Source organism: Klebsiella sp. K47 (assembly GCF_051858335.1).
In the GTDB taxonomy this organism is placed as follows: domain Bacteria; phylum Pseudomonadota; class Gammaproteobacteria; order Enterobacterales; family Enterobacteriaceae; genus Klebsiella; species Klebsiella pneumoniae.
The window spans coordinates 14,312-40,619 of record NZ_JBPYUI010000007.1; the positions used below are offsets into that span (position 1 = coordinate 14,312).

Here is a 26,308-nt window from a genome sequence, read left to right on the forward strand (position 1 = left end):
GATTTCCCGGTGTAACGAATTTTCAAGTGCTTCTTGCATTAGCAAGTTTGATCCCGACTCCTGCGAGTCGGGATTTTTTTCGCCTGCCGCTAACGGTTGGCTTCACTGGCGCTGAAATCGTGAATATCGAGTTCGAATGCCTCCGCCAGCTCACGCCAGGTATGTGACCCGCGGCCATCGATGCTGGCGCGCTGCGGGTCGTCCAGCGTGCGATGGACTTCGCTTTCGCTGATCTCATTTATCGCCGCCAGCAGGGCATCTACGTTGACGTCAAGGTCGTCCCCGGTCTGGCCTGTTAATTGGTGCTTCATCATTACCCCCTCGCTGAGCGTTGCTCAAGCCTCTCTAAGTATAGCCGGTCTAAAAAAGCGCCAGTCACGTGCCGCGACGCTGCGAGTTGCGTGGTTTTGTTCTACACTGGCTGAAAATATAGAGGAGATGATTATGCAGGTGAACGATCGTGTCACGGTGAAGACCGACGGTGGCCCACGTCGATCGGGGGTAGTGCTGGCGATTGAGTCGTTTAGTGAAGGAACGATGTATCTGGTTTCACTGGAAGACTATCCTCTGGGGATCTGGTTTTTTAATGAAATAGGCCACCCGGATGGGATTTTCGTGGAAAAAGAGGTCTCGTAAAACTGAACTGGCGGGAGCGCCGCCAGTTTGTTTCAGCGCATATTTACCTGAATACCGGAGGTGATGTTTTCGGTCAGCCGAACGATATGATAAATCACCTGCTTATTATGCGTTTGTATTTTCTTTTTAATATTGCCTTTATGCGACGATACCGTCTTCGCTTTGATGTTCATTTGCGTTGAGATTTGCGAAGTACCATGCCCGGCCATCCACATTTGCAGCATATTTGATTCTGTTTTACTCAGTGACAATGTCGGTAAAGTTAACTGCCCTACACTGGTGTTTTTGTATTTAAGATAATTAACCAGAATAACATCAAGGTCTTTTGGGGTTATCGATTTTGAACTGATTAGCAGATTCTTCCGTACCCGCAAATAGCGGTCAAAATGGATGTTCGCCAGCGACATAAAGATAACAAACAGCGTCGCCGGGTTTTGCGTAATGATCTGGCGAATAATGCCATTACTTTCATCATCATGCACGAAACAGTCTTCATTCAGAAACACCACCGCCGGGCAACACGACGTAAAGTGTTTCTGCAGATCCGCAGCATTGTTGACCTCAACGATTTCCTGTTTTTTAATTCCCCGACTGGTCAGATATCCCGTCAATCCCAACCGGGTATAGCTGCACAAATCCATAATCATCGTTGACATGACCCATCCTCAATCAACACGTAACGATATACACTTCGCACTGGCTGTGCGAAGCAGTCCTTGCGGGCGATAATAATAGTAGGTTTAGAAAGAACCCATTAGCTCCATTAAACTATTCCGCATCTATGCATATAATTTGCCAGGAAAACTCTTAAAGTAAAGTCAAGAACCGGTAGTGTGACCGAATTAAAAACAAAAAGTGCCCATAGATGCTATGGTTACGCGCCCAGTATTATTTTACTTTCAGAATTTCCTTACTTCAAATGAAACCCACGTTAGCGGTTGCTGGCTTGCTCGCTTATCCCTTTGCGGTGGGGGTGGAAGGCTTAACGCTTTAATGCCACAATACTTTTTTATCGGCTTGTGGGATGAATGATGAAAAAGTTATTTTTTGCTGGCATGGTGGTGGCGCTGGCCGGTTGCGTACAGGTTGATCGTTATGAGGACGTGGTTAAAGCGCCGGCGCCGGCTGGCCTTGCAGGTTTCTGGCAAACGAAAGGGCCGCAGAGCGCGATGATGAGTCCTGACGCCATTGCCAGCCTGATTGTCACCAAAGAAGGGGACACCTTCGACTGCCGCCAGTGGCAGCGCGTGATTGCGCAGCCGGGGAAACTGATGAATCGTGACAGTGAGATTTACAACGTGACCGCTTCCCTGGACATCTATCCTGTCGAGCGCGAGGGCAACACGATCTCCTACGATCGGATGACGTTGTCCCGTGTTGAACGTCTCACTCCGGAGTGCGAGAAGGCGTGGGCCAAAGCGCGAGCGACGGGGCCCGTCAGCGCGCCGGCCTCCACGCGCTGAGATTTTGGCGGGCCATAGCTGGCCCGCCCGGCGTCAGGGAACTACAGCACCTCCTCTAATACCCACACGCTCACGCTCCCCCCGTTACAAGTAAAGGTCGCGCAGCCTTCGCCATCGGTTTCGACAATCTCTTCCCGGTTACCGAGAAAATCCCGCCAGCGTTTGTAGCCATAGTTTTCGCCCAGCGTCAGCGTCTTTTCGCCCTCATCGCCATTGGACATGATCACCACGCAGCCTGGATCGTCGTCAGTACCGCTACGACTAAAGGCGATGCAGTTAGGATGATCGAACCAAAGGGTTTGCACGCCATGGGCAAAACGCTGACGGGCGTCGATCAGCTCGTGGAGTTGTTCGATAACGGGCATCTCAATGGCATATGTCTCTCCGTCGCCGCCGGTATCCTCATAGGAAGCGCCGAAGAGATCGGCATAAAAGACCGAGGGCACGCCATTCTCCCGCAGCAGGATCAGCGCATAGGCGAGGGGCTTGAACCAGGGTTCAACCGGCGCCTCGAGGGCCTGCAGCGGCTGCGTATCATGATTGGTGACCAGAGTGACGGCATGGAAAGGGTCGGCTTCGACCAGCGTCCCGCTGAAAATCTGGCTCATGTCATAATCGCGGCCCTGGCGCGACGCTTCATGAAATTTCATCTGCAGTGGGGCATCAAACAGCATCGTTTTGCCCTCGACCAGGTCGATATACTGCTGGAGCTTCTCCACTTCATGGGACCAGTATTCCGCTACAATAAACAGCGGCTGCGGGGCCACCTCCTGAACATGCTCGATCCACGCTTTATAAAACCAGGCGGGGATATGCTTGACCGCGTCAAGACGAAAACCGTCGCAGCCGGTCTGCTCCATTACCCAGCGCGCCCAGTATTTGATCTCCTCGGTCACTGCATGATTGCGGAAATCGATATTGGCGCCCATCAGATAGTCAAAGTTGCCGAGCTCATCATCGACCTGTTCATTCCAGCCTTCGCCGGTGTAATCGTTGACGATTTTAAACACACCGTCTTCCGTCGGGTTCTCGATGTGGTCAATGCCGCTAAAACATTTGTAGTCCCAGACAAACTGCGAATACTGTCCGGCGCGCACCGGGAAGGTGTAGCGCGTCCATGCCTCGCACTCAATGATCTCCTCGTCAATTTGCGTACGATCCTGCTCATCGACGCGCTGAACGCGCAGAGCCTCTTTTTCATCAGCGCCCATTTTATGGTTGACCACCACATCCAGCAGCACGGCGATATTGTGCTCCTTCAGGGCGTTGATCGCCGCCAGCAACTGCGCTTTGTCGCCATATTTGGTGGCGACAGACCCTTTTTGATCAAACTCGCCGAGGTCAAAGAGATCGTAGGTATCATAGCCGACGGAGTAACCGCCCGAGGCGCCTTTGTAGGCGGGTGGCAACCAGACCATATTGATGCCGATTTCATTCAGGCTGGGCGCCAGCGCTTCGACCTCAGGCCACAGCTCGCCGCCGGTGGGGTAGTACCAGTGAAAACATTGCAATAAGGTGGGGTTTTTCATCTTCCATGCTCCAGACGTCAACAGGCTGACCTTAGCAGTATGGGAGATATCCAGCAAAAAGGGTGAGGAAAGCCCTGATTTTCGCTATACCCTAAAGCGGATCATATATAATAAATTTGCATAAGATGTAGCGTAACGATGTTGGTGTCAGGGCGTTAAGCGCCTTACACTACAGGAAAATCCTAACCTTCGGGGTATCTATGAAATTAGCACTTCTGGGTCGTCAGGCGATGATGGGCGCGATGGCCGTTGTTTTGATGGCTGGCGTCAGCGTGAAAACTTTTGCGGCGGAAAACCTGCTCAATCAGATTAAAGAGCGCGGCACCCTACGCGTGGGCCTCGAAGGCACCTACCCTCCCTTTAGTTTCCAGGGGGATGACGGCAAGCTGACCGGGTTTGAAGTGGAATTCGCTAACGAACTGGCGAAACATCTTGGCGTGAAGGCCGATCTCAAACCGACCAAGTGGGACGGTATGCTGGCCTCGCTGGACTCCAAGCGTATCGACGTGGTGATTAACCAGGTCACTATCTCTGACGAACGTAAGAAGAAATACGATTTCTCCACCCCATATACCGTCTCCGGCGTGCAGGCGCTGGTGAAGAAGGGTAACGAAGGCGTGATTAAAACCGCGGCGGATCTGAAAGGCAAGAAAGTGGGCGTCGGACTGGGCACTAACTATGAAGAGTGGCTGCGTCAGAATGTCCAGGGCGTGGACGTCCGTACCTATGATGACGATCCCACCAAATACCAGGATCTGCGTGTAGGCCGTATTGACGCCATTCTGGTAGACCGTCTGGCGGCGTTGGATCTGGTGAAGAAAACCAACAATACGCTGGCGGTAACCGGCGAAGCCTTCTCTCGTCAGGAAGCTGGCGTTGCGCTGCGTAAAGGCAACGACGACCTGCTGAAAGCGGTAGATGGCGCGATTGCAGACATGCAGAAAGATGGCAGCCTGAAGGCGCTGTCCGAGAAATGGTTTGGCGCTGACGTGACGAAATAACGGACAGCGGTGAAAAAAGGCGCTCCTGGAAGCGCCTTTTTTTATTTAGCGCGTAACTGTGTGCATAATGAAGCATAACTGAGTCAGGAGGGGCCATGTCACTGCAAAACTTAACCCGCTTTCCGCGCCTGGAATTGATCGGCGCGCCGACGCCGCTGGAGTATCTCCCGCGTCTGTCCGATCACCTTGGGCGCGAAATTTTTATTAAACGTGATGATACGACGCCGCTGGCGATGGGGGGCAACAAACTGCGTAAGCTGGAGTTTCTCGCCGCCGATGCGCTGCGCGAGGGCGCGGATACCTTAATCACCGCCGGCGCGATCCAGTCTAACCATGTGCGTCAGACGGCGGCAGTCGCTGCGAAACTGGGACTGCATTGCGTGGCGCTACTGGAAAATCCCATCGGCACCCGGGCGGAGAACTATCTGAGCAATGGCAACCGTCTGCTGCTGGATCTCTTTAACACCCAGGTTGAGATGTGTGATGCCCTGACCGATCCCGCCGCCCAGCTCGATGAGCTGGCGACCCGCATTGAGGCGCAGGGGTATCGTCCGTATGTTATTCCGGTCGGCGGCTCCAATGCCCTCGGCGCGTTAGGCTATGTGGAAAGCGCACTGGAAATCAGCCAGCAGTGCGAAGACGCGGTGGCGATCTCGTCAGTCGTGGTTGCCTCCGGCAGCGCCGGCACCCATGCCGGATTGGCGGTCGGCCTTGAACAGCTGATGCCGCAGGCGGAACTGATTGGGGTGACCGTGTCGCGCTCGGTGGCTGACCAGTTGCCGAAAGTGGAGGCGCTGCAGCGGGCCGTGGCCAACAGTCTCGAGCTACAGGCGAAGGCTGAAATTATACTGTGGGATGACTACTTTGCCCCAGGATACGGTACGCCAAACGAAGATGGGATGGCCGCAGTGAAGCTGCTGGCGCAGCTGGAAGGTATTTTGCTCGACCCGGTCTATACCGGCAAAGCGATGGCCGGGCTTATCGACGGCATCACGCAGAAGCGCTTTAAGGATGAAGGGCCGATACTGTTCGTCCACACCGGCGGAGCGCCGGCGCTGTTTGCCTATCATCCTCACCTCTAATACAGAAACGACAGCATGCAAGAAAGTATCCAACTGGTCATTGATTCCGCCCCTTTTCTGCTGAAAGGGGCCGTCTTTACGCTGCAGCTGAGCATTGGCGGGATGTTTTTCGGCCTGGTGCTGGGCTTTATCCTGGCGCTGATGCGCATGTCGCCAGTCTGGCCGGTAAAATGGCTGGCGCGCATGTATATCTCCATTTTCCGCGGCACGCCGCTTATCGCCCAGCTGTTTATGATCTACTACGGCTTGCCGCAGTTCGGCATTGAGCTTGACCCGATCCCGGCGGCGATGATCGGCCTGTCGTTGAATACTGCGGCCTATGCGGCGGAAACGCTGCGCGCGGCCATCGCCTCGATTGATAAAGGGCAATGGGAAGCGGCGGCCAGTATCGGTATGACGCCCTGGCAGACGATGCGTCGGGCCATTTTACCCCAGGCGGCGCGGGTCGCTTTGCCGCCGCTGTCGAACAGTTTTATCAGCCTGGTAAAAGATACCTCGCTGGCGGCAACGATCCAGGTGCCGGAGCTGTTTCGTCAGGCGCAGCTAATCACCTCGCGAACCCTGGAGGTCTTCACCATGTATCTGGCGGCCTCCCTGATCTACTGGGTAATGGCGACAGTGCTCTCCTCGCTGCAGAATTATTTTGAAAACCAGCTGAACCGCCAGGAGCGTGATCCGAAATGAGTGCGATAGAAGTGAAAAGCCTGGTAAAAAAATTCCATGGCCAGACGGTGCTCCATGGTATCGACCTGGAGGTACAGAAAGGGGAAGTGGTGGCGATCATCGGCCCCAGCGGCTCGGGCAAAACCACCCTGCTGCGTAGCATCAACCTGCTGGAGCAACCGGAGAGCGGCACTATCCGCGTCGGCGATGTGACGATCGACGCCGGTCGCAGCCTCGGGCCGCAGAAAGGGCTCATTCGCCAGCTGCGCCAGCACGTCGGCTTTGTCTTCCAGAACTTTAATCTGTTTCCCCACCGTACGGTGCTGGAGAACATTATTGAAGGGCCGGTCATCGTAAAAGGTGAAGATAAGCAGGAGTCCATGGCGCGGGCGCGCGAACTGCTGGCGAAGGTGGGGCTCAGCGGAAAAGAGAATAGCTATCCGCGCCGTCTCTCCGGCGGGCAGCAGCAGCGAGTGGCTATTGCCCGCGCGCTGGCTATGCGTCCGGACGTGATCCTGTTTGATGAACCCACCTCGGCTCTCGATCCTGAGCTGGTGGGGGAGGTGCTCAACACCATCCGTCAGCTGGCGCAGGAAAAACGCACCATGGTGATCGTGACCCATGAAATGAGTTTCGCCCGCGACGTAGCCGATCGGGCGATATTTATGGATCAGGGACGCATTGTCGAACAAGGCGAGGCAAAAGCGTTGTTCGCTTCGCCCCAGCAGCCGCGTACCCGTCAGTTCCTTGAAAAATTCCTGATGCAGTAAAGCATGGGCTGGCGCGGCGGCTCAGCTTCGCGGGAGCCGCCGCGTTTAGCCCACTCTCGCGGCGGGGTAACGCCCCCGCGACACGTCTTTGCGCTATTGACTCCCACGGCCGTATACACCGCTTCCCATCGCCCTTGGCAGGGTGTAGAACATGATGGGAGAAAAACGCTATGTTTCTGTGCGGCGAGCGGGAAAATGGCAAGCCTTCAGACTAATAAATGCGACAGCTACGATATTTTATACATATAAATAAGATTTATGTGTTAGTTTTCTGTATTTATAATAATGATTATCAATCAGGAGTTATTTGCACAGCTATGAGGGACAATGATTTTTTCAGCTGGCGGCGGGATATGCTGCACCAATTTCAGTCCATGGCCACCGGCGAGGAGGTTTATAATCTCCTGCAACGTGAAACCGAAGCGCTGGAATATGATTACTACACGCTTTGTGTGCGCCACCCGGTGCCTTTCACCCGCCCCCGCGTTACGTTCCAGTCGACTTACCCCCGCGCATGGATGTCGCACTATCAGGCAGAAAATTATTTCGCGATAGATCCTGTGTTACGGCCGGAGAATTTTATGCGTGGCCATCTGCCATGGAACGACAGCCTGTTTCGTGATGCGCCGGCACTGTGGGACGGGGCGCGTGACCATGGTCTGCAAAAGGGGGTGACGCAGTGCCTGACGTTGCCAAACCATGCTCAGGGATTTCTCTCTGTCTCCGCGAACAATCGTCTGCCGGGCGGTTACCCTGAAGATGAGCTTGAGCTGCGTCTGCGAACGCTGACTGAACTAAGCTTGCTGACGCTGCTGCGTCTGGAAGATGAGATGGTGATGCCGCCGGAGATGAAGTTCAGCCGCCGCGAACTGGAAATCCTCAAATGGACGGCGGAAGGAAAGACTTCGGCGGAGGTGGCGATGATTCTCTCGATTTCGGAAAATACGGTGAATTTCCATCAGAAGAATATGCAGCGGAAATTTAATGCGCCGAATAAAACGCAAATTGCCTGCTACGCCGTGGCGACTGGGCTAATCTGAATGCGCCTGCCGTTCTGCGTGTCAGACGTGATACCGGCTGTCAGTGATACTTTCAGCCGGCACAGGATTACTGCCGATAGGCTTGTTTAATCTGCTTAACGGTGCTGGAGAATACGGCGGCCTGAGCCTCATCTTCCATCTGTGAAATCTGCTTTTCCATTTTAATAATCACGCGCCCCGCATCCGCCTGGCCCATCGCCTGCAGCATCAGCGTAATCATCGCTTTCAGGCAGGAGACTTCCTGCGCCAGTTCCTGCTTATTTTCTGCAGTGGAAAAATCTGGTGTGCTCATCGATATCCTCGTTTACTCGCTGCGCTATTGCGCTCTACTCAATGTGAAGGCCGCGCAGTATACCACAAGCGACAGAAAAAAAAGGTGTGCTTAATTTCTGTTCTCTCATCTGAGCTGTGAATGTTTTTATGCTTCGGATAATACGTAATAGCCGTCGGCAAGCCAATAATTTCCCCGATCTATTTAGCTCGTTAATAATTGTTACATATTTTGCTTCGTATTTATACGCTACGTAATCTGTTGTATTTTTTGTGCCTTCTGTATGAGTATTGTTAAAAAATAAGAGCCGGGCAACTGACTGTTCTCAATGACTTTCCACTTAGTGTGCACAGACATTGCCATAAATGAGAGCCAAATCGAGGCGAGGGCATTTTTTTGCCTTTTAAAATAGCAATAAAACCCGGTAATATGTGGGAGATAAAGTATCAGTAGCGTTATCCCTCATTCTGGAGATTATTCCTTTGATCAACGTTCTTCTTGTTGATGACCACGAACTGGTGCGCGCAGGGATACGACGCATTCTGGAAGATATAAAAGGGATTAAAGTCGCTGGCGAAGCCTGCTGCGGCGAGGACGCCGTCAAGTGGTGCCGGGCTAATTCCGCAGATGTCGTCCTGATGGACATGAACATGCCTGGGATCGGTGGTCTTGAAGCGACGCGCAAAATCGCGCGCTCCGTGGCGGGCACCAAAGTGATCATGTTGACCGTGCATACCGAGAATCCTTTACCTGCCAAGGTCATGCAGGCGGGCGCGGCAGGCTATCTCAGTAAAGGCGCCGCGCCGCAGGAAGTGGTGAATGCCATCCGCTGCGTCGCGTCCGGGCAGCGCTATATTGCCTCCGATATTGCCCAGCAAATGGCGTTAAGTCAGATTGAACCCGAAAAGACAGAATCGCCGTTTGCCAGTTTGTCTGAACGCGAATTGCAGATTATGCTGATGATCACCAAAGGTCAGAAGGTGAATGAGATCTCAGAGCAGCTAAATCTGAGTCCTAAAACGGTTAACAGCTACCGCTATCGGATGTTCAGTAAATTAAACATTCATGGCGATGTCGAGCTGACCCACCTGGCAATTCGCCATGGCCTGTGTAATGCGGAGTCGTTAGCAAGCCAGTGAGTGATGTTTTTGACGCAAAAGCTTTCCTGAAAACGGTGACCAGCCAGCCCGGTGTGTATCGGATGTATGATGCTGGCGGAACCGTCATCTATGTTGGCAAAGCCAAAGATCTGAAAAAGCGGCTCAGTAGCTACTTCCGCAGCAACCTTGCGTCGCGTAAAACGGAAGCGCTGGTAGCGCTGATCGCGCAAATCGACGTGACCGTCACCCACACCGAGACGGAAGCGCTGCTGCTTGAGCACAACTATATTAAGCTGTACCAGCCACGTTACAACGTGCTGTTACGCGACGATAAATCGTATCCTTTTATTTTTCTCAGCGGCGATACTCATCCGCGTCTGGCGATGCATCGCGGCGCCAAACATGCGAAGGGCGAATATTTTGGTCCTTTTCCCAACGGCTATGCCGTGCGCGAGACCCTGGCGCTGCTGCAGAAAATCTTTCCCATCCGTCAGTGTGAAAACAGCGTCTACCGCAATCGCTCCCGCCCCTGTCTGCAGTATCAGATTGGTCGCTGCCTGGGGCCGTGCGTGGCCGGGCTGGTCAGCGAAGAAGAGTATGCTCAGCAGGTAGAGTATGTGCGGCTGTTTCTCGCCGGCAAGGATGACCAGGTGCTGACCCAGCTCATCGCGCGGATGGAGAAGGCGAGCCAGAACCTGGAGTTCGAAGAGGCGGCGCGCATCCGCGACCAGATTCAGGCCGTCCGCCGCGTGACGGAGAAACAGTTTGTCTCCAACACCGGTGACGACCTCGACGTGATCGGCGTCGCCTTCGATGCCGGCATGGCCTGCGTGCATGTGCTGTTTATCCGTCAGGGCAAAGTGCTGGGCAGCCGAAGCTACTTCCCGAAAGTGCCGGGCGGCACCGAGCTGGGAGAGGTCGTGGAGACCTTTGTCGGCCAGTTCTACCTGCAGGGCAGCCAAATGCGCACGCTGCCGGGGGAGATTTTGCTCGACTTTAACCTTGGGGATAAGACGCTGCTGGCCGACTCGCTGTCGGAGCTGGCGGGTCGTCGAATCAATGTGCAGACTAAGCCGCGCGGCGACAGAGCGCGTTATCTTAAGCTGGCGCGGACCAACGCCGCGACAGCGTTAACGACCAAATTGTCTCAGCAATCGACCATTCATCAGCGTTTGCAGGCGCTGGCCAGCGTACTGGAGCTGCCGGCCGTCAAGCGAATGGAGTGTTTTGACATCAGCCACACCATGGGCGAACAGACCGTAGCATCCTGTGTGGTGTTTGACAGCAATGGCCCACTGCGCGCGGAGTATCGGCGCTACAACATCACCGGCATTACCCCTGGCGATGACTATGCGGCGATGAATCAGGTCCTGCGCCGTCGCTATGGTAAAGCGATTGATGACAACAAGATCCCGGATGTGATCCTGATAGACGGCGGCAAGGGACAGCTGGCCCAGGCGAAAGCTGTGTTTGCTGAACTGGACGTCCCCTGGGATAAACATCATCCGCTGCTGCTGGGCGTGGCGAAAGGTAGCGATCGAAAAGCGGGTCTGGAAACGTTATTCTTTGAGCCGGAAGGGGAAGGGTTTAGCCTGCCGCCGGATTCGCCGGCCCTGCATGTGATCCAGCATATTCGCGATGAATCGCACGATCATGCGATCTCCGGGCATCGCAAAAAACGGGCGAAAGTGAAGAGCACCAGCTCGCTTGAGACTATCGAGGGGGTGGGGCCGAAGCGTCGTCAGATGCTGCTGAAGTATATGGGTGGGCTGCAGGGGCTACAGCAGGCCAGCGTCGAAGAAATTGCTAAAGTACCGGGCATCTCTCACGCTCTGGCAGAAAAGATCTTCTACTCGTTGAAACATTAGGGGCTCTGTAGCAACATAGGGCTAATTTTTACTTACAACAGATAGTTACCCGTCACTATGCAATTTAATATCCCTACGTTGCTTACTCTGTTTCGCGTCATCCTGATCCCGTTTTTTGTGCTGGCGTTTTATCTGCCCTTTAGCTGGGCGCCGTTTGCCTGCGCGCTGATCTTCTTTGTTGCCGCGGTAACCGACTGGTTTGATGGTTTCCTCGCTCGTCGCTGGAATCAGAGCACCCGTTTTGGCGCCTTCCTCGACCCGGTTGCCGATAAAGTCATGGTGGCTATCGCCATGGTGCTGGTTGCCGAACACTATCACACCTGGTGGGTCACGCTACCGGCGGCGACCATGATTGCCCGTGAGATCATTATCTCCGCGCTGCGTGAGTGGATGGCGGAGCTGGGGAAACGCAGCAGCGTGGCGGTCTCATGGATTGGCAAAGTGAAAACGACCGCCCAGATGACCGCCCTGGTATGGATGCTGTGGCGTCCTTATCCGTGGGTGGAGTGGGCCGGGATCGCGCTTTTCCTCGTGGCGGCGGTGCTGACGCTGTGGTCGATGCTGCAGTATTTGAACGCGGCGCGCGGCGATTTGCTTGATCAGTGATCGTTTCGCCGTTATTTTCAGCAAACGATACAAAGTTGCGAAAAATACCGTTGACTCACCGCGAGAGATAAGTAGAATGCAACGCATCGAACGGCGGCACAGTCTTCCAGACGATAACAAAATCAAGTGATTAGCAAATAACTTGATGATGCGGGAATAGCTCAGTTGGTAGAGCACGACCTTGCCAAGGTCGGGGTCGCGAGTTCGAGTCTCGTTTCCCGCTCCAGATTAACAGCATCGGCAGTTGCGGGTGCTTCAGTATTAAAGGCGCGTTAGCAAAGCGGTTATGTAGCGGATTGCAAATCCGTCTAGTCCGGTTCGACTCCGGAACGCGCCTCCACTTTATATCCCGAGCCCGGATGGTGGAATCGGTAGACACAAGGGATTTAAAATCCCTCGGCGTTCGCGCTGTGCGGGTTCAAGTCCCGCTCCGGGTACCATTGGGAAATACAGAATAATCAAAGCAATAAGCAGTGTCGTGAAACCACCTACGGGTGGTTTTTTTGTTTCTGTACTTTCGCTTTCTGATACCTTTCCCGCCAGCCTGACGCCACGGCGTTTTTCGGTTAACTCTTGCCTTACAGTCAATTTCTCATTTGTCCCAGGACAAAACGATCGCGCCTTGCTACTATCAAAAGGACTCTCAGCCCAGCCTGCCGGAGGCAGCATGTTCAGTGGACTTTGCGCATTTCCTTTGACACCTTTGCATCAGCAAGATTTTGATGAAAAAGCGTTTATTCGTATTCTCGCCCGTCTTACCGATGCCGGAGTCGACTCTCTGGGCATCTTAGGTTCAACCGGTAGCTACGCTTATCTCAGCCGTGAGCAGCGCAGACGAGTGGTGCAGGTGGCGAAGGCGCATGCGGGGTCGATCCCGATGATGGTCGGCGTCGGCGCCATTGCGACTAACGAGGTGCTACGCCTGGTGGAGGATGCTCAGGAGGCAGGGGCGGATGCGTTATTACTGCCGATGATGTCCTATCAGCCGCTTTCCGCGGAGGAGATCTTTGCCTTTTACGAAGAAGTCTGTCGGCATGTCTCGGTGCCGGTTTGCCTGTATGACAATCCCCGCACTACCCACGTAATGCTGGCGGATGAGCTGCAGGGGCGCATCGCCGCCTTGCCGGCCATTGCCTCGATTAAAATTCCCGGCCTGCCCGCGCCACAGGCGAGCGAACGTGTAGCGGCCCTGCGTCAGCATCTTCCCTCTCGCGTTACGCTTGGCGTCAGCGGCGATGCGTGGGCCACTGCCGGGTTGCAGGCCGGCTGCGAAGCCTGGTATTCGGTCTGCGGCGGACTCTTTCCCCGCTGCTCACTGGCGCTGGTAAGAGCGATACGTAGCGGCGATGTGGCGCAGACTGCGGCACTGAATGAGCAGCTGGCCCCCCTATGGCGATGCTTTGATCGCTATGGTGGTAGCCTGCGAGTGATAGCCAGCGCCGCAGCGGTGCTCGGACTCTGCGATCCAGACTCGCTTCCCCGTCCTTTGCTTTCGTTAGGGGAGGAGGCCTGTCGTGAGGTGGCGTCGGCGCTGCGCGGCCTGGCCTGATCGCGTATCGTTGACACCGGCGCAATAGGTATCGCCGGGTGGCTTTCTGTCGGCAATTCGGCTACTGTAGGCCCGATTTTTACCATGCGAGCCTGTGAATGAATACCGGACCTTTGAACGAAAACGAACTGGAATGGCTGGATGACACTCTGGCGAAATACGCCGCCGAAGGCGCCATTCTGGATGTCTCTGAACTGGATGGCCTGCTGACGGCGATCCTCTCTGCGCCGACCGACATCGAACCCGCTCAGTGGCTGCTGGCGATTTGGGGCGGGGCGGATAATGTCCCGCGCTGGGCCAACGATCGCGAGCGCGATCGCTTTGTCAATCTGACGCTGCAGCATATGAGCGATATCGCCGAACGGCTGGAGTCTTATCCCGATCAGTTCGAACCGCTGTTCGGCACCCGCGAAGCGGAAGGTCAGGAGCTGACCATAGTTGAGGAGTGGTGCTTTGGCTATCTGCGCGGCGTGGCGCTGAGCGACTGGTCGACGTTGCCCGCTGAACTCCAGCCGGAGCTGGACGCTATCGCGCTCCACGGCAGCGAAGAACAGTTTAGCGCGCTGGATAATCTGACGGCGGATGAATTTATCGCCAGCATCGAGCGTATCACGCCGGCGGCGCTGGCGCTTTACCAGTACTGGATAGCGAATCCGCAGCCGGTGGAGGCCCCGCAGCCAATAAGAAATGAAGCGAAAGTCGGACGCAACGATCCCTGCCCATGCGGCAGCGGTAAAAAGTATAAGCAGTGTTGCTTAGCGAAATGAACAAGGGGCCAGCAGGCCCCTTTTTTATCCCACCGCGGGCAACAACCCGGCAGCGATGCTGAACTGAATAGCCACGATGCCGATCCCGCACAGCAGAACCAGCCATAGCGTCGGTGCGCCGCCGGCGACCCGCCAGGTAGCCTGCGGATGCTCTCGGCGACTCTTCATGACCAGCAGGGCCGGCATTATCAGCGCCAGCACGGCTAATGCCACCCCGGCGTAGCCGAGGGCCATGACGAAACCGCGGGGATAGAACAGGGCGAACGCCAGCGGCGGCAGGAAGGTGATTATCCCGCTCTGCAGACGCCCGCCGACGCTGTTTTTACGCTGAAACATATCCGCCAGATAATCAAACAGGCCGAGCGAGACGCCGAGGAATGACGTCGCCAGCGCAAGGTCGGCAAACAGGTGAACGGCCAGCTCCACATGCGGTGACGCCACCACTTCGCGGATCGCCTCCAGCAGGCCCTTCAGACCAGCGTTATTTGCCAGCATGGCGGTAAAGGCCGGGGCGTCGATACTGCCCAGCGTCGCCAGCTGCCAGAAAATATAGGCCACCAGAGGAATAAAGCTGCCGATGATAAATACCCGGCGCAATTTGCGAATATCCCCCCCCAGATAGCTGACGATGCTCGGGACGCTGCCGTGAAAACCAAAGGAGGTGAAAATCACCGGAATGGCCGACAGGGCCAGGCCTTGCTCAACCGGCAGCGTCAGAAGGTTCACCTGATGAATGTGCGGCATCAGCAGGGCCAGCATAATCACCAGGAAGACGATTTTGGCGCTAAACAGGAAGCGATTGAACAGATCCACCAGCGCAGTGCCAATGCACACTACCGCCCCGCCGAGGAGGGTGAAGATCAGTACGCCTGCGGCCGGTGGTAGCTGCCAGTCCAGCCACTGGTTGAGGCTGGAAGCGAGTAATTCACCGGCGCCACTGATATAGGCTGCCGTGAGGGCGTACAGCAGAAACAGCATGCAGAATCCGGTAACCCACTGCCCATAACGGCCCAGATAGCGCGCCGCCAGAGAACCGAGCCCCATATCGGCAGGGACATGCTGGTAGACTTCCAGCAGCAAAAGGGCGGTATAGCACATCAATGCCCACAAGGTGAAAAGTAAACCCAACGTGACGGTAAAGCCGACGCCTGCGGCGGCCAATGGCATTGCCAACATTCCTGCACCGATGGTGGTGCCAGCTACGATTAAAATACTGCCCAGAGTGCGGTTTTTCACGCTTTTCGCTATCCCTACAGCAAATAACAATAAATTATGCCGCGCAGAGTAGGGGATATTACGGCTTTCGTCAAATCGGGATTACAAGTTGTGTAATGAAATGTTTACATAATAAGAGGGCGAAAGCCTGCGCTGGCGCAAGGCGCGGGTTGACGGTCTGGCCTAAGCTGGCGGTTTTTGCAGGAGGGGTTATGTCTTCCATTCATGGTCATGAAGTTTTACAGATGATGCTCGCCTCGGGTGAATCCTGGACGGTCGCCTCGCTGGAGGCCGCCATTCGCCGCCGCTTTGGCGAAGAGGCGCGGTTTCACACCTGTTCAGCAGAGAATCTAAGCGCCGCACAGCTGGTGGCGTTTTTAGAGAAAAAAGGCAAATTTATTGCCAGAGAGGAAGGTTTTACTACCGCAGAAAATAAGATCTGCCGACATTAAGGGGGCCGCGACACGGACTGTCGCGGCGCGGGGGATTAATTCTGCGCGTCGAGGGTAGCCAGCTCTTTATCGATAAAGTACAGACCTTCGCCGCTTTTTCCAGCGAGGGTCAGTTTATCGATCACCGATTTAAATAATTTCTCTTCTTCATGCTGTTCAGCAACATACCACTGCAGGAAATTAAAGGTCGGGTAATCCTGGCTGGTCATGGCCGCGTGCGCCAGTTCATTTATTTTTTGCGTGATCAGCTGCTCATGCTCGTAGGTCTGGCGGAACAGCTCGTCGAGTGAGGCATATTCGGCAAACGGGGAGGCGATAGCGTTGATCCGCGGCAGGCTGCCGGTGTCGGTTAGATAGTCGAACAGGCGCTGCATATGGGTCATCTCTTCCTGAGCATGGCGACGCAGGAAGGCCGCGGCGCCTTCAAAACTGTGGTAACTGCACCAGGCGCTCATCTGCTGATAAAGAAGAGAAGAATAGAGTTCAAGATTCATCTGTTCATTCAGTTTGTCAATCATGTCCGTTTTCAGCATCGTTGCACTCCTGGAATTAAATAATAGATGTTATTGGCTGCCACTATAATTTGTTATTTAATTATTTGCAAAAAGTAAATTTAAAAATGTTTTATTTAAAATGCTAATGGGAATAACACGCATTGGCAGTTTAATAATAAATGAGAATGCTTTTAATTTATTATTCATTATTGCCTGGGCGGTCAGGACTTTGTCGCCGGCGGGTGGTAAGGGAGGACGAAGCGGATTCGCCAGCATGCAGAGGGCTGAGGTCAACAGACAGGGGGAGCCTGCGAAAGTGTGAAGCACTGCGTAAATTTTAAAACAACTTTTCATAAAATTTGAAAGTTTGTTTTCAAGGTAGTAAAGTGCAGTCAACGTCAATGACATTCTGCGGGCAGGCCCGCACAGCATTCAGGAGAATAACCATGAAGATTGCACTGATGATGGAGAACAGCCAGGCGAACAAAAACGCCATCATCCTCAAGGAGCTTAACGCGGTTGCCGACGAAAAAGGATTCCCGGTCTATAACGTCGGCATGAGCGATGAGAACGATCATCATCTGACCTACATCCATCTTGGGATCATGGCCAGTATTCTGCTGAATTCGAAAGCAGTTGACTTCGTGGTCACCGGCTGCGGTACCGGTCAGGGGGCGCTGATGTCGCTGAACATCCATCCGGGCGTGGTCTGCGGCTACTGTATCGATCCGGCGGATGCGTTCCTGTTTGCCCAGATCAACAACGGTAATGCGCTGTCGCTGCCGTTTGCCAAAGGCTTCGGCTGGGGCGCCGAACTGAATGTGCGGTTTATCTTTGAAAAAGCCTTTACCGGCCGCAACGGCGAAGGCTATCCGCCGGAGCGCAAAGAACCGCAGGTGCGCAATGCCGGGATCCTCAACCAGGTCAAAGCGGCAGTAGTAAAAGAGAACTACCTCGATACCCTGCGCGCCATCGATCCGCAGCTGGTGAAAACCGCAGTCTCCGGCCCACGCTTCCAGCAGTGCTTCTTCGAAAACTGCCAGGATAAAGCAATCGAAGACTTTGTTCGCCAGATCGTCGCTTAACCGTCATCAGGGCCAGCGCCGCTGGCCCTTCCGTCGTTTATTTTTTCTTCTATTTCTTCTTCTCCGACACGCTGCTGCCGGCCGTTTTGGCCAGATGCAGGCTGTCGATCATCCCTACCAGACATATCAAGGCGATAAACACAAACGACAGGCGGAAGCTGATCCCCGGTAGTTCAGTAAGATGCAGCCAGTCGCCGACCTGCTCGCCCAGGCGAATGCCAATCGCCCCGAGCGTGATCCCCAGCCCTACCGCCAGCTGCGACGCGGTACTGAACAGCGTATTAGCATCACTCATCTGCGCGGCGGGGACATCGGCGAAGGCCAGCGTGCTTACACCGGTAAACTGGATTGAGCGAAACACACCGCCGAGATAAAGGATCAGCATGATGGCCCAGACCGGCGTCTGCGGCGTAAGCAGCGCGCAAGCCAGCAGCGAACAGACGTTCAACGCGCCATTGATCAGCAGTAGCCGACGAAAGCCCAGCCAGCGAATGAGCGGTGTGGTGGCGGGTTTAATGGTTAAATTACCGACAAACACCGCCAGCACCAGCAGGCCGGAATGAAAAGGATCCATACCGAATCCCACCTGGAACAGCAGGGGGAGCAGAAAAGGCACCGCGCTGATGGAGGCCCGGAACAACGAGCCGCCGTACATTGTCACCCGGAAAGTCGGCACCTGCAGGGCGTCGAGACGAACCATAGGCGCCGCCACCCGGCGGAAATGACGAATGGAATATAACAGACAGCCGAAGCCAAGCGCGGCGAGAGCCAGCGTCGGCCAGATCTGCGGCTGGCGATCGCCGAGCCGCTCCATCGCGGTTACCAGACTGACCATCGCGACCGAGGTAGTGATAAATCCGCTGAGATCGAAGGAGCGCCGTTCCGTTTCGCGAATATCAGGGATAATGCGCAGCGAAAGGATGATGGCGGCAAGGCCCAGCGGGACATTGATAAAGAAGATCCAGTGCCAGCTGGCGTAGCGGGTTATAAAGCCGCCCAAAGGCGGGCCGATAATGGGGGCCACCAGCGCTGGCCAGGTCAGGGTGGCGATGGCCTTGATCAGCTGGTGTTTCGGCGTGGTGCGTAGCACCGCAAGGCGACCAACGGGGACCATCAGCGCGCCGCCGACTCCCTGAAGGATACGCATGGCGACAAAGATATGCACCTCGGTGGAGAGGCCGCAGAAGACCGAGGCAAGGGTAAAGATCGCCAGGGCGAGAGTAAAAATAGCCCGGGCGCCGAAGCGATCGGCGATCCAGCCGCTGGCCGGGATCAGGACCGCAAGGGTAATCAGATAGGCGCTGATGCCGATATTCAGTTCGACCGCGGTGACGCCAAAATCCCTCGCCATATCGGGCAGGGCGGTGGCGATCACCGTCCCGTCGAGAAACTCCATAAAAAAGGCACCGGCCACCAGCAGCGCCGGCGCTGAAAAAGCACGTTCATCGCGGGAAGAGATCGCGGTATTCATGTTGTCACTGCCATCAAGAGTGTGATCCTGTGCAAAGCGGCAGGAGACGACCCGCCAGCCAGTAGGGTAGATAAAAAAACCTGCGACGGCAGGTTTTATTATCGTTAACGATTTAGGGTACTATTACGCTCCTGAAAAAAGGAGTAATTAATGTCTCAACATCTTACCGAACACGACGAGCTGGTTTCCGATGTGGTTGCCTGCCAGCTGGTTATCAAACAGATCCTCGATGTCATTGACGTCATTGCGCCGGTGGAAGTGCGTGAAAAAATGACCACTCAGCTGAAAGCTATCGACTTCGCCAGCCATCCGGCCTCTGCCGATCCGGTGACCCTTCGCGCGGTGCAAAAAGCGATCGCGTTGATTGAGCTGAAGTTTACTCCACAGGAAGAAACGCATTAATACCAGGCCTCGCCGGATACCGGCGGGGCCTTCTTCTTTAATGGGAAACGACGGTCTGCGCAGGCGCAGGGGCAGCATCTTTGAACAATTTGCTGTTGCCCCAGCACTCTTCGTAGCGATGGCCGACCAGATCCTCCACGATAACCCGCACGTCCGGCGCAATATCGCTAATTTTGCCGCCCGCTTTTATCCGCGCGACTTCCTGCAGCACCACCAGATGGGCCTTCCGGTCCAGCTTCATCTGCTTGCTGAAGACGATGGCGGCCAGGGCTAATGCGATCACCCCGACGCAGAATACCACTGCGATAGCGGTCACCGCGCTTTCCGGTTGGCTGTGCGCTTTTGACTGGAAACCGTAGAAGCTCAGGATCGCCCCCATCGAGAACACCACAATCGAGCGAAGAATTTTTCCTGAGAAGGTCATGGCGCCGGCATAGATCCCTTCCCGCCGGCGTCCGGTGTAGATCTCATCGACATCGGCCAGGAAGGTGTAAACGGTCCAGGGTATATAGTAAACCCCGCCGGTACCCAGGCCGAACAGCACGGTAATGCCGAACATCAGCACTGTCGCCAGGCCGGACGGTAGATGGAAAAACCACAGCGAGGTATACAGCAGAACCGCGAAAATCACGATCCCCAGCGCCAGGATATAGGGTTTGCTGAAGCCCTTTTTCACGCACAGGCCGATAAACAGCGCCGTAGAGATCAGCTGCAGAATCGAGTTCAGGCTGTTCAGCCCGGCCACCATCGCTGGATCGTGTTGTAGAACGAAGATCACGAAATAGGTGAAGATGGAGGCAAACAGCCATTCCGCGCCAAAGCCGCACAGGTACATACCAAGATGTTTGCGGAATACGCGTAGATAAAAAGTCGAACGCATATCTTTCGCCAGCGACAGCAGGGTGCTCAGCAGTCCTTTTTTCGCGCTGGTTTCCACCTCTTCCCCGCGCTCACGCTCCCAGCTGCACAACCACAGGCAGGAAATAGCGACGATCAGGATCGCGCCATAGGTCAGACCGGTGAGGAAGAAAGGGGTGGCAGAATCTTTGCCATACAGCAAAATGAACTGGCCGGGAATAAACGCCGCGAGGAAGTTGGCCAGCTTACCAAAGATAGCTTTATAGCCGGTCAGTTTTGAACGCAGTGAGAAATCATCGGTCATCTCTGTCGCCAGCGTTTCATAAGGCACCATGATAGAGGTGTAGATGATCTCAAACACCACATAGGTGCTAAGGTAGTACCAGAAACTCAGGCCTTCCACCCACAGCAGCGGGTAGAACATCATCAGCGGAATACCAATTAGCAGAAAGAAACGCCGGCGGCCGAAGCGCTTGCCCAGGCGCGTTTTGCCAAAATTATCCGTCAGATAGCCCATCAGCGGGTTGCTGATAGCGTCAATGATGCTGGCGACGGAGAAGATAAATGAGGCCTCGATCAGCGTCAGGCCGCAAAAGGTCGTATAAAAATAGAGTAGCCATGCGCCGCTTATCGCCAGTGCGCCGCTCCCTAACAGATTTCCGCCGCCGTAGGCTAACTGATGGCGTAACAAGATCGGTCTTCCCTGCAGCCCTTCAGAGGCTGAAGCCGTGTATCTAGCCATAAAAAATAAACCTCGTGTTTTATATTTTTGAAACACTGTTTTTATATTTCTTTATGGTTCGTCAAAAAGTGACCGCGCTCACTAATCCCCCTTATGGGGTAACGGTGATGAGGGAATGGGATCGAGTTAAAACTTTTTTATTCTTGAAAGGAATAATAGGGGAGAAAAAATAGACGTAATGGATTAATAAACCGGGCGGGGCAGCGCAGACGCGCTCCCCCTGGCAGAGCGATAAAGGCTTGATTAATGCGCTTTCTGCGCTTCTCCAACGATAGCCATCAGACGCCGATCGGTCTGCTCCATCCCGAGACCGGCTTTATCGGCATTACGAATTTCCTCAAGCACGCTTTGCAATAGCAGGCCATCCTGCTGCTGCTCTTCCGCCAACAGCGTGAGAAACCGCCAGGTACTGTCATCGCTTTGCGCTTTGGCTTCCTGAGCGAGACCGCTCAGCAGACGACTGCGCTGTTGGTAATCGCTCAGGGTTTGGGTAAACAGATCTTCCAGCGAGGTGCACTCAGGGTTACAGGCGTGGTCGGGATTGACGATCGGCCAGCTGCCGGCTTTTTTCAGGTAGTCAAATACGCGCATGGTGAGGGTGATGCTGCTTTGCGCGCGGGTGCGCAGAAACGTCGCGGCGCCGTCGAAGCGATGCCGGGCGCACCACTCGCTTAAGTTCAGGTAAACGTTAGAGGCGTGAAACTCAAGGTTCATTTGGGTGTTTAGCTTTTGTGCCATTCCTGGAACTGCCATAAAAAATATCCTTATTAACCGGGAAGGGGTTACTGGTGCGCGTCAGCGGATCCTGCGGATAACTACAAGATAAAATAGTGACACGCGGCACTGTTGCAGAATAATAAAACTCTACACATTCCGTATGAGTCGGGTATTTTTTCCATTTGCCGACGATTTAAGAATACTCGCTCAACGAAATTAAGAAAACTCTCAAGCGCGGTAATTTACGTTTTGTTACACCATTATTTGTGCAAACTACCAGGGCTGAGATTGTGCGCCGTTGGCAGGGGCTCGCTGGTTTCAGATTGGTTATAAGATATAAGTATTTGACTACGAGATTCGTCGTAGAAGAGAACGGAATAAGTTATTTAATTAGTAATGTTTCAGGTTGATGATCATTATTTTTATTTTTTGTTGCAGGCGCTTTTATCAAGAGGAATATATTTTTTCTATTCGGAATAAATTACGCCAAAGATCCGTTTTTTCGCGATATTAAGCGGGCCATGTGGCTCAGCGGTGCGAGGTGGGTTGCCATTTGAGTGGCGCACAGGCGATCGCCCGCAGCAACGCCGTCAATCGCTGATGATAACAGTGCTGTAACCCACCGTTAAACATCCTCTGACAACACAAGGATAAGCCTGCTGATGGTATAGATGATCCTGCTATGCCCCGGTAAAATTGTATGACAATTGTGTCATTTTTTATGTCATTTTTTGCTAAATGTATGTACGCAATTACTGTAATTCCGCGATGTGATAATGCTCTCGTATGGAGAAATAATTTCCGGGTATTACTACTCTAACAACGGCAGTGGGGAATGCGATTTTTCTAATGCCTTGTTTTGATGCCGATTAAATTGTTAATTCCGATTTTTCCCTACATGAAAGCGAATTAAAGCTGGAGTTTACCATGCACAAATTTACTAAAGCGCTGGCGGCCATTGGTCTCGCTGCGGTTATGTCACAATCAGCTATGGCGGAAAATCTTAAACTGGGTTTTCTGGTGAAACAGCCGGAAGAGCCATGGTTTCAGACTGAGTGGAAATTTGCTGATAAAGCAGGAAAAGATTTAGGCTTTGACGTTATTAAAATTGCGGTCCCGGATGGGGAGAAAACCCTGAATGCCATTGACAGCCTGGCGGCCAGCGGCGCGAAGGGCTTTGTCATCTGTACCCCCGATCCCAAGCTCGGGTCGGCGATTGTCGCCAAAGCGCGTGGCTATGACATGAAGGTGATTACCGTCGATGACCAGTTCGTCAATGCGAAGGGCAAACCGATGGAGAGCGTACCGCTGGTGATGATGGCGGCGAGCGAAATTGGCGCCCGTCAGGGGCAGGAACTCTATAAAGAGATGCAAAAGCGCGGCTGGGATGTCAAAGACACCGCCGTAATGGCGATCACCGCCGATGAGCTGGATACCGCGCGCCGTCGCACCACCGGCTCCATCGATGCCCTGAAGGCGGCCGGCTTCCCGGACGCGCAAATCTACCGCGTGCCGACAAAATCCAACGATATCCCGGGAGCGTTCGACGCCGGTAACTCGATGCTGGTCCAGCATCCGCAGGTTAAACACTGGCTGATCGTCGGGATGAACGACAACACCGTCCTCGGCGGCGTGCGCGCGACCGAAGGTCAGGGCTTTAAAGCTCCCGATGTGATTGGCATCGGCATCAACGGCGTGGATGCCGTCAACGAACTGTCGAAGGCGCAGCCGACCGGCTTCTATGGCTCTCTGCTGCCAAGCCCGGATATCCACGGCTACAAAACCAGCGAAATGCTCTACAACTGGGTCACCAAGGGCGTCGAGCCGCCGAAGTTCACGGCGGTGACCGATGTGGTGCTGATTACCCGCGATAACTTCAAAGAAGAGCTGGCGAAAAAAGGGCTGTAACAGCCTGATTAAACTGGCCCCCGCCGCGGCGCGGGGGCTGAGTGCAGAAGAGCGGAGTCGTTATGCAACAGTCTACCCCTTATCTCTCATTTCGCGGCATCACCATGACGTTCCCTGGCGTAAAGGCCTTGTCCGATATCAGTTTTGACTGCTACCCGGGACAGATCCACGCGCTGATGGGCGAAAATGGCGCAGGCAAATCGACGCTGTTGAAAATTCTCAGCGGCAACTATATCCCGACCGCGGGTCATCTGCAGATCGGCGGCCAGCAGATGGCATTCGCCAATACCATGGAGGCGCTGAACGCCGGCGTGGCAATTATCTACCAGGAGCTGCATCTGATCCCGGAGATGACCGTCGCCGAAAATATCTATCTCGGTCAGCTGCCGCACAGAGGCGGCATCGTCAATCGCTCGCTGCTCAACTATGAGGCCCGCCTGCAGCTGGAGCATCTGGGTCTGGATATCGACCCGGAGACGCCGCTGAAATATCTCTCCATTGGTCAATGGCAGATGGTGGAGATTGCCAAAGCGCTGGCGCGTAACGCCAAGATTATCGCGTTCGATGAGCCGACCAGCTCGCTCTCCGCCAGAGAGATCGACAACCTGTTTCGCGTCATCCGCGAGTTGCGTGAGGAGGGAAGGGTCATCATCTATGTTTCACACCGGATGGAAGAGATTTTTGCCCTCAGCGATGCCATCACCGTCTTTAAAGATGGCCGCTACGTTTGCACCTTTGACGATATGCCGAGCGTCAGCCACGACGCCCTGGTCCAGGCAATGGTAGGCCGCAATCTGGGCGATATTTATGGCTGGAAGCCTCGCCCCTATGGCGAGGAGCGGCTGCGCCTGGAGGAGGTCAAAGCGCCGGGCGTGCGCACGCCGGTTAGTCTCTCGGTGCGCAGCGGTGAAATTGTCGGTTTGTTCGGACTGGTGGGTGCCGGGCGCAGCGAACTAATGAAAGGCCTGTTTGGCGGCACGCAGATAACCGGCGGTCAGGTGTATATCGATGGCCAGCCCGTCTCCATTCGCAAACCGGCCCAGGCCATCCAGGCCGGGATGATGCTGTGCCCGGAGGATCGTAAAGCGGAGGGGATTATTCCGGTGCATTCCGTGCGCGATAACATCAATATCAGCGCCCGGCGCAAGCATATTCACGCTGGCTGCCTGATCAACAACGCCTGGGAGGCGGACAACGCCGATCAACATATCCAGTCGCTGAATATTAAAACGCCGGGCCCGGAACAGCTGATTATGAACCTGTCGGGCGGCAACCAGCAGAAAGCGATCCTTGGCCGCTGGCTGTCGGAAGAGATGAAGGTGATCCTGCTTGATGAGCCAACCCGCGGCATCGACGTCGGCGCCAAACATGAAATTTACAATGTGATCTATGGCCTCGCCGCCTCCGGTGTCGCCGTGGTGTTTGCCTCCAGCGACCTGCCGGAAGTGCTGGGCGTCGCTGACCGCATCGTGGTGATGCGCGAAGGACAAATCGCCGGCGAACTGCTGCATGAAGAAGCCAATGAACAGCAGGCGTTAAGCCTTGCGATGCCAACAGTGAGCCAGGCTGTCGCCTGAGTAAGGAGTAAATGATGTCATCAGTGACTACGTCCGGGGCTACCCGCTCAACCTTTAGCTTTGCCCGCATCTGGGATCAGTTTGGCATGCTGGTGGTGTTTGCGGTGCTGTTTATCGGCTGTGTGATTTTTGTGCCCAACTTTGCTTCATTCGTCAATATGAAAGGGCTGGGGCTGGCGATCTCGATGTCCGGGATGGTGGCCTGCGGCATGCTGTTTTGCCTGGCCTCCGGCGATTTTGACCTGTCGGTGGCGTCGGTTATCGCCTGCGCCGGGGTCACCACCGCGGTGGTGATTAATCTCAGCGAAAGCCTGTGGCTGGGGATCGCCGCAGGCCTGTTGCTGGGGGCGCTTAGTGGCCTGGTTAACGGCTTTGTCATTGCGCGCCTTAAGATCAACGCGCTGATCACCACGCTGGCCACCATGCAGATTGTCCGCGGCCTGGCCTATATTATCTCCGACGGCAAAGCGGTGGGGATCGAAGATGAACGTTTCTTCACCCTCGGCTATGCCAATTGGTTTGGTCTGCCGGCGCCGATCTGGCTGACCGTCGCCTGCCTGGTGGTTTTCGGATTATTACTAAACAAAACCACCTTTGGCCGTAATACGCTGGCTATTGGCGGCAATGAAGAGGCGGCGCGCCTGGCCGGCGTCCCGGTGGTGCGCACCAAGATTATTATCTTTGTGCTCTCCGGTCTGGTATCGGCCGCAGCGGGGATCATTCTGGCGTCGCGGATGACCAGCGGCCAGCCGATGACCTCGATTGGCTATGAGCTGATTGTTATTTCGGCCTGCGTGCTGGGCGGGGTGTCGCTGAAGGGCGGGATCGGCAAGATCTCCTACGTGGTGGCCGGGATCCTGATCCTCGGAACCGTGGAAAATGCGATGAACCTGCTGAATATCTCGCCATTCTCACAATACGTCGTGCGCGGGGTGATCCTGCTGGCGGCGGTGATCTTCGACCGCTACAAACAAAAAGCCAAACGTGCGGCCTGAATTTAAACCGAACTTTTTAGTTTACAGAGTAATTGCCGCCAGCGCCC

The 26,308-nt window shown here is 54.7% G+C and carries 29 protein-coding genes, 3 tRNA genes and 1 pseudogene; 22 read left to right on the plus strand and 11 right to left on the minus strand.

Annotated elements, in window-relative coordinates:
• Positions 1-89: 89 nt before the first annotated feature.
• Positions 90-311 carry a YodD family protein gene (locus RRF55_RS08450; protein WP_002911589.1) on the minus strand — a complete coding sequence of 74 codons (222 nt, stop codon included), beginning with the start codon at positions 309-311 and terminating at the stop codon, positions 90-92.
• 133 nt (positions 312-444) lie between these two features.
• Here RRF55_RS08450 and dsrB point away from each other — a divergent pair, with 133 nt between their 5' ends.
• The gene (dsrB, locus tag RRF55_RS08455; protein WP_002911586.1) at positions 445-636 is read left to right on the plus strand and encodes a protein DsrB; all 192 of its coding nucleotides are present in this window, start codon (positions 445-447) and stop codon (positions 634-636) included.
• Positions 637-668: 32 nt separating this feature from the next.
• Here the strand turns inward: dsrB and rcsA are convergent, their stop codons facing one another.
• Positions 669-1,292, minus strand: a complete 624-nt coding sequence (gene rcsA / locus RRF55_RS08460) for a transcriptional regulator RcsA (protein WP_439419118.1) — start codon at positions 1,290-1,292, stop codon at positions 669-671.
• Positions 1,293-1,664: 372 nt separating this feature from the next.
• Here rcsA and yedD point away from each other — a divergent pair, with 372 nt between their 5' ends.
• Positions 1,665-2,099 carry a lipoprotein YedD gene (gene yedD, locus RRF55_RS08465; protein ID WP_004189223.1) on the plus strand — a complete coding sequence of 145 codons (435 nt, stop codon included), beginning with the start codon at positions 1,665-1,667 and terminating at the stop codon, positions 2,097-2,099.
• Between the two features lie 41 nt (positions 2,100-2,140).
• On the opposite strand, the gene amyA is transcribed toward yedD, so the two are convergent.
• On the minus strand, positions 2,141-3,628 hold the full coding sequence (gene amyA, locus RRF55_RS08470; RefSeq protein WP_004899206.1) for an alpha-amylase: 1,488 nt from the start codon (positions 3,626-3,628) through the stop codon (positions 2,141-2,143).
• A gap of 200 nt (positions 3,629-3,828) precedes the next feature.
• On the opposite strand from amyA, the gene tcyJ reads away from it, so the two are divergent.
• The 5 genes from tcyJ (at position 3,829) to sdiA (ending at position 8,184) form a co-directional block, all read left to right on the plus strand.
• Positions 3,829-4,629: a cystine ABC transporter substrate-binding protein gene (gene tcyJ / locus RRF55_RS08475; RefSeq protein WP_004141135.1), complete on the plus strand. Its 801-nt coding sequence runs from the start codon at positions 3,829-3,831 to the stop codon at positions 4,627-4,629.
• A gap of 95 nt (positions 4,630-4,724) precedes the next feature.
• Positions 4,725-5,711: a D-cysteine desulfhydrase gene (dcyD, locus tag RRF55_RS08480; RefSeq protein ID WP_021313403.1), complete on the plus strand. Its 987-nt coding sequence runs from the start codon at positions 4,725-4,727 to the stop codon at positions 5,709-5,711.
• A gap of 15 nt (positions 5,712-5,726) precedes the next feature.
• On the plus strand, positions 5,727-6,395 hold the full coding sequence (gene tcyL / locus RRF55_RS08485; RefSeq protein WP_002911547.1) for a cystine ABC transporter permease: 669 nt from the start codon (positions 5,727-5,729) through the stop codon (positions 6,393-6,395).
• Entirely contained in the window at positions 6,392-7,144 is a 753-nt protein-coding gene (gene tcyN, locus RRF55_RS08490) for an L-cystine ABC transporter ATP-binding protein TcyN (RefSeq protein ID WP_004151455.1), read from the plus strand. Before tcyL ends, tcyN begins: the two co-directional genes overlap by 4 nt.
• Positions 7,145-7,461: 317 nt before the next feature.
• Positions 7,462-8,184 carry a transcriptional regulator SdiA gene (sdiA, locus tag RRF55_RS08495; protein ID WP_002911542.1) on the plus strand — a complete coding sequence of 241 codons (723 nt, stop codon included), beginning with the start codon at positions 7,462-7,464 and terminating at the stop codon, positions 8,182-8,184.
• A 67-nt stretch (positions 8,185-8,251) separates the two neighbouring features.
• Here sdiA and RRF55_RS08500 read toward each other — a convergent pair whose 3' ends face one another.
• Positions 8,252-8,476, minus strand: coding sequence for a DUF2594 family protein (locus RRF55_RS08500; RefSeq protein WP_002911541.1), 225 nt, complete (start codon positions 8,474-8,476; stop codon positions 8,252-8,254).
• A 461-nt stretch (positions 8,477-8,937) separates the two neighbouring features.
• Between RRF55_RS08500 and uvrY the strand changes: the two genes are divergently transcribed.
• The 8 genes from uvrY (at position 8,938) to RRF55_RS08540 (ending at position 14,345) form a co-directional block, all read left to right on the plus strand.
• Positions 8,938-9,594, plus strand: a complete 657-nt coding sequence (uvrY, locus tag RRF55_RS08505) for a UvrY/SirA/GacA family response regulator transcription factor (RefSeq protein WP_002911539.1) — start codon at positions 8,938-8,940, stop codon at positions 9,592-9,594.
• A complete protein-coding gene (gene uvrC, locus RRF55_RS08510; protein ID WP_002911538.1) occupies positions 9,591-11,423 on the plus strand; it encodes an excinuclease ABC subunit UvrC in 1,833 nt (610 codons plus the stop codon). The genes uvrY and uvrC overlap by 4 nt, the downstream gene beginning before the upstream one ends.
• Positions 11,424-11,480: 57 nt before the next feature.
• Positions 11,481-12,029, plus strand: coding sequence for a CDP-diacylglycerol--glycerol-3-phosphate 3-phosphatidyltransferase (gene pgsA / locus RRF55_RS08515; protein ID WP_004141115.1), 549 nt, complete (start codon positions 11,481-11,483; stop codon positions 12,027-12,029).
• A 150-nt stretch (positions 12,030-12,179) separates the two neighbouring features.
• Positions 12,180-12,255: transfer RNA gene (locus RRF55_RS08520), tRNA-Gly, on the plus strand.
• Between the two features lie 40 nt (positions 12,256-12,295).
• Positions 12,296-12,369: transfer RNA gene (locus tag RRF55_RS08525), tRNA-Cys, on the plus strand.
• 13 nt (positions 12,370-12,382) lie between these two features.
• A tRNA-Leu gene (locus RRF55_RS08530) sits at positions 12,383-12,469 on the plus strand.
• Positions 12,470-12,696: 227 nt separating this feature from the next.
• Positions 12,697-13,578, plus strand: a complete 882-nt coding sequence (locus tag RRF55_RS08535) for a dihydrodipicolinate synthase family protein (protein ID WP_004189231.1) — start codon at positions 12,697-12,699, stop codon at positions 13,576-13,578.
• A 98-nt stretch (positions 13,579-13,676) separates the two neighbouring features.
• Complete coding sequence (locus RRF55_RS08540; RefSeq protein WP_004141106.1) at positions 13,677-14,345, plus strand: YecA/YgfB family protein; 669 nt, start codon at positions 13,677-13,679, stop codon at positions 14,343-14,345.
• Positions 14,346-14,369: 24 nt separating this feature from the next.
• Here the strand turns inward: RRF55_RS08540 and tyrP are convergent, their stop codons facing one another.
• On the minus strand, positions 14,370-15,581 hold the full coding sequence (gene tyrP, locus RRF55_RS08545; protein ID WP_048332897.1) for a tyrosine transporter TyrP: 1,212 nt from the start codon (positions 15,579-15,581) through the stop codon (positions 14,370-14,372).
• Between the two features lie 191 nt (positions 15,582-15,772).
• On the opposite strand from tyrP, the gene RRF55_RS08550 reads away from it, so the two are divergent.
• Positions 15,773-16,012, plus strand: coding sequence for a YecH family metal-binding protein (locus tag RRF55_RS08550; RefSeq protein WP_004175410.1), 240 nt, complete (start codon positions 15,773-15,775; stop codon positions 16,010-16,012).
• 35 nt (positions 16,013-16,047) lie between these two features.
• Here RRF55_RS08550 and ftnA read toward each other — a convergent pair whose 3' ends face one another.
• Positions 16,048-16,545: a non-heme ferritin gene (gene ftnA, locus RRF55_RS08555; protein ID WP_004141101.1), complete on the minus strand. Its 498-nt coding sequence runs from the start codon at positions 16,543-16,545 to the stop codon at positions 16,048-16,050.
• Positions 16,546-16,602: 57 nt separating this feature from the next.
• Complete coding sequence (locus RRF55_RS08560) at positions 16,603-16,782, minus strand: hypothetical protein (RefSeq protein ID WP_020324969.1); 180 nt, start codon at positions 16,780-16,782, stop codon at positions 16,603-16,605.
• A gap of 170 nt (positions 16,783-16,952) precedes the next feature.
• Between RRF55_RS08560 and RRF55_RS08565 the strand changes: the two genes are divergently transcribed.
• On the plus strand, positions 16,953-17,591 hold the full coding sequence (locus tag RRF55_RS08565; RefSeq protein ID WP_002911528.1) for an RpiB/LacA/LacB family sugar-phosphate isomerase: 639 nt from the start codon (positions 16,953-16,955) through the stop codon (positions 17,589-17,591).
• Positions 17,592-17,640: 49 nt separating this feature from the next.
• Here RRF55_RS08565 and RRF55_RS08570 read toward each other — a convergent pair whose 3' ends face one another.
• A complete protein-coding gene (locus RRF55_RS08570) occupies positions 17,641-19,062 on the minus strand; it encodes an MFS transporter (RefSeq protein ID WP_064153321.1) in 1,422 nt (473 codons plus the stop codon).
• Positions 19,063-19,212: 150 nt separating this feature from the next.
• Between RRF55_RS08570 and RRF55_RS08575 the strand changes: the two genes are divergently transcribed.
• Positions 19,213-19,464, plus strand: coding sequence for a DUF2766 family protein (locus tag RRF55_RS08575; RefSeq protein WP_002911524.1), 252 nt, complete (start codon positions 19,213-19,215; stop codon positions 19,462-19,464).
• Positions 19,465-19,501: 37 nt separating this feature from the next.
• Here the strand turns inward: RRF55_RS08575 and RRF55_RS08580 are convergent, their stop codons facing one another.
• On the minus strand, positions 19,502-21,013 hold the full coding sequence (locus RRF55_RS08580; protein WP_002911522.1) for an MFS transporter: 1,512 nt from the start codon (positions 21,011-21,013) through the stop codon (positions 19,502-19,504).
• 65 nt (positions 21,014-21,078) lie between these two features.
• Between RRF55_RS08580 and RRF55_RS08585 the strand changes: the two genes are divergently transcribed.
• A complete protein-coding gene (locus RRF55_RS08585) occupies positions 21,079-21,237 on the plus strand; it encodes a succinate dehydrogenase (RefSeq protein ID WP_004148869.1) in 159 nt (52 codons plus the stop codon).
• A gap of 70 nt (positions 21,238-21,307) precedes the next feature.
• On the opposite strand, the gene RRF55_RS08590 is transcribed toward RRF55_RS08585, so the two are convergent.
• Both RRF55_RS08590 and RRF55_RS08595 read right to left on the minus strand, forming a co-directional pair.
• Positions 21,308-21,817 carry a non-heme ferritin-like protein gene (locus RRF55_RS08590; protein WP_004175413.1) on the minus strand — a complete coding sequence of 170 codons (510 nt, stop codon included), beginning with the start codon at positions 21,815-21,817 and terminating at the stop codon, positions 21,308-21,310.
• A 434-nt stretch (positions 21,818-22,251) separates the two neighbouring features.
• Positions 22,252-22,347, minus strand: a pseudogene (locus RRF55_RS08595) (hypothetical protein); the annotation flags it as partial.
• 361 nt (positions 22,348-22,708) lie between these two features.
• Here RRF55_RS08595 and RRF55_RS08600 point away from each other — a divergent pair.
• The 3 genes from RRF55_RS08600 to araH all read left to right on the plus strand — a co-directional run bounded on the left by RRF55_RS08600 (position 22,709) and on the right by araH (position 26,261).
• A complete protein-coding gene (locus RRF55_RS08600) occupies positions 22,709-23,689 on the plus strand; it encodes an arabinose ABC transporter substrate-binding protein (protein WP_002911518.1) in 981 nt (326 codons plus the stop codon).
• A gap of 62 nt (positions 23,690-23,751) precedes the next feature.
• Positions 23,752-25,266: an L-arabinose ABC transporter ATP-binding protein AraG gene (gene araG, locus RRF55_RS08605; protein ID WP_002911516.1), complete on the plus strand. Its 1,515-nt coding sequence runs from the start codon at positions 23,752-23,754 to the stop codon at positions 25,264-25,266.
• A gap of 14 nt (positions 25,267-25,280) precedes the next feature.
• Positions 25,281-26,261, plus strand: a complete 981-nt coding sequence (araH, locus tag RRF55_RS08610) for an L-arabinose ABC transporter permease AraH (protein WP_002911507.1) — start codon at positions 25,281-25,283, stop codon at positions 26,259-26,261.
• Positions 26,262-26,308 lie beyond the last annotated feature (47 nt).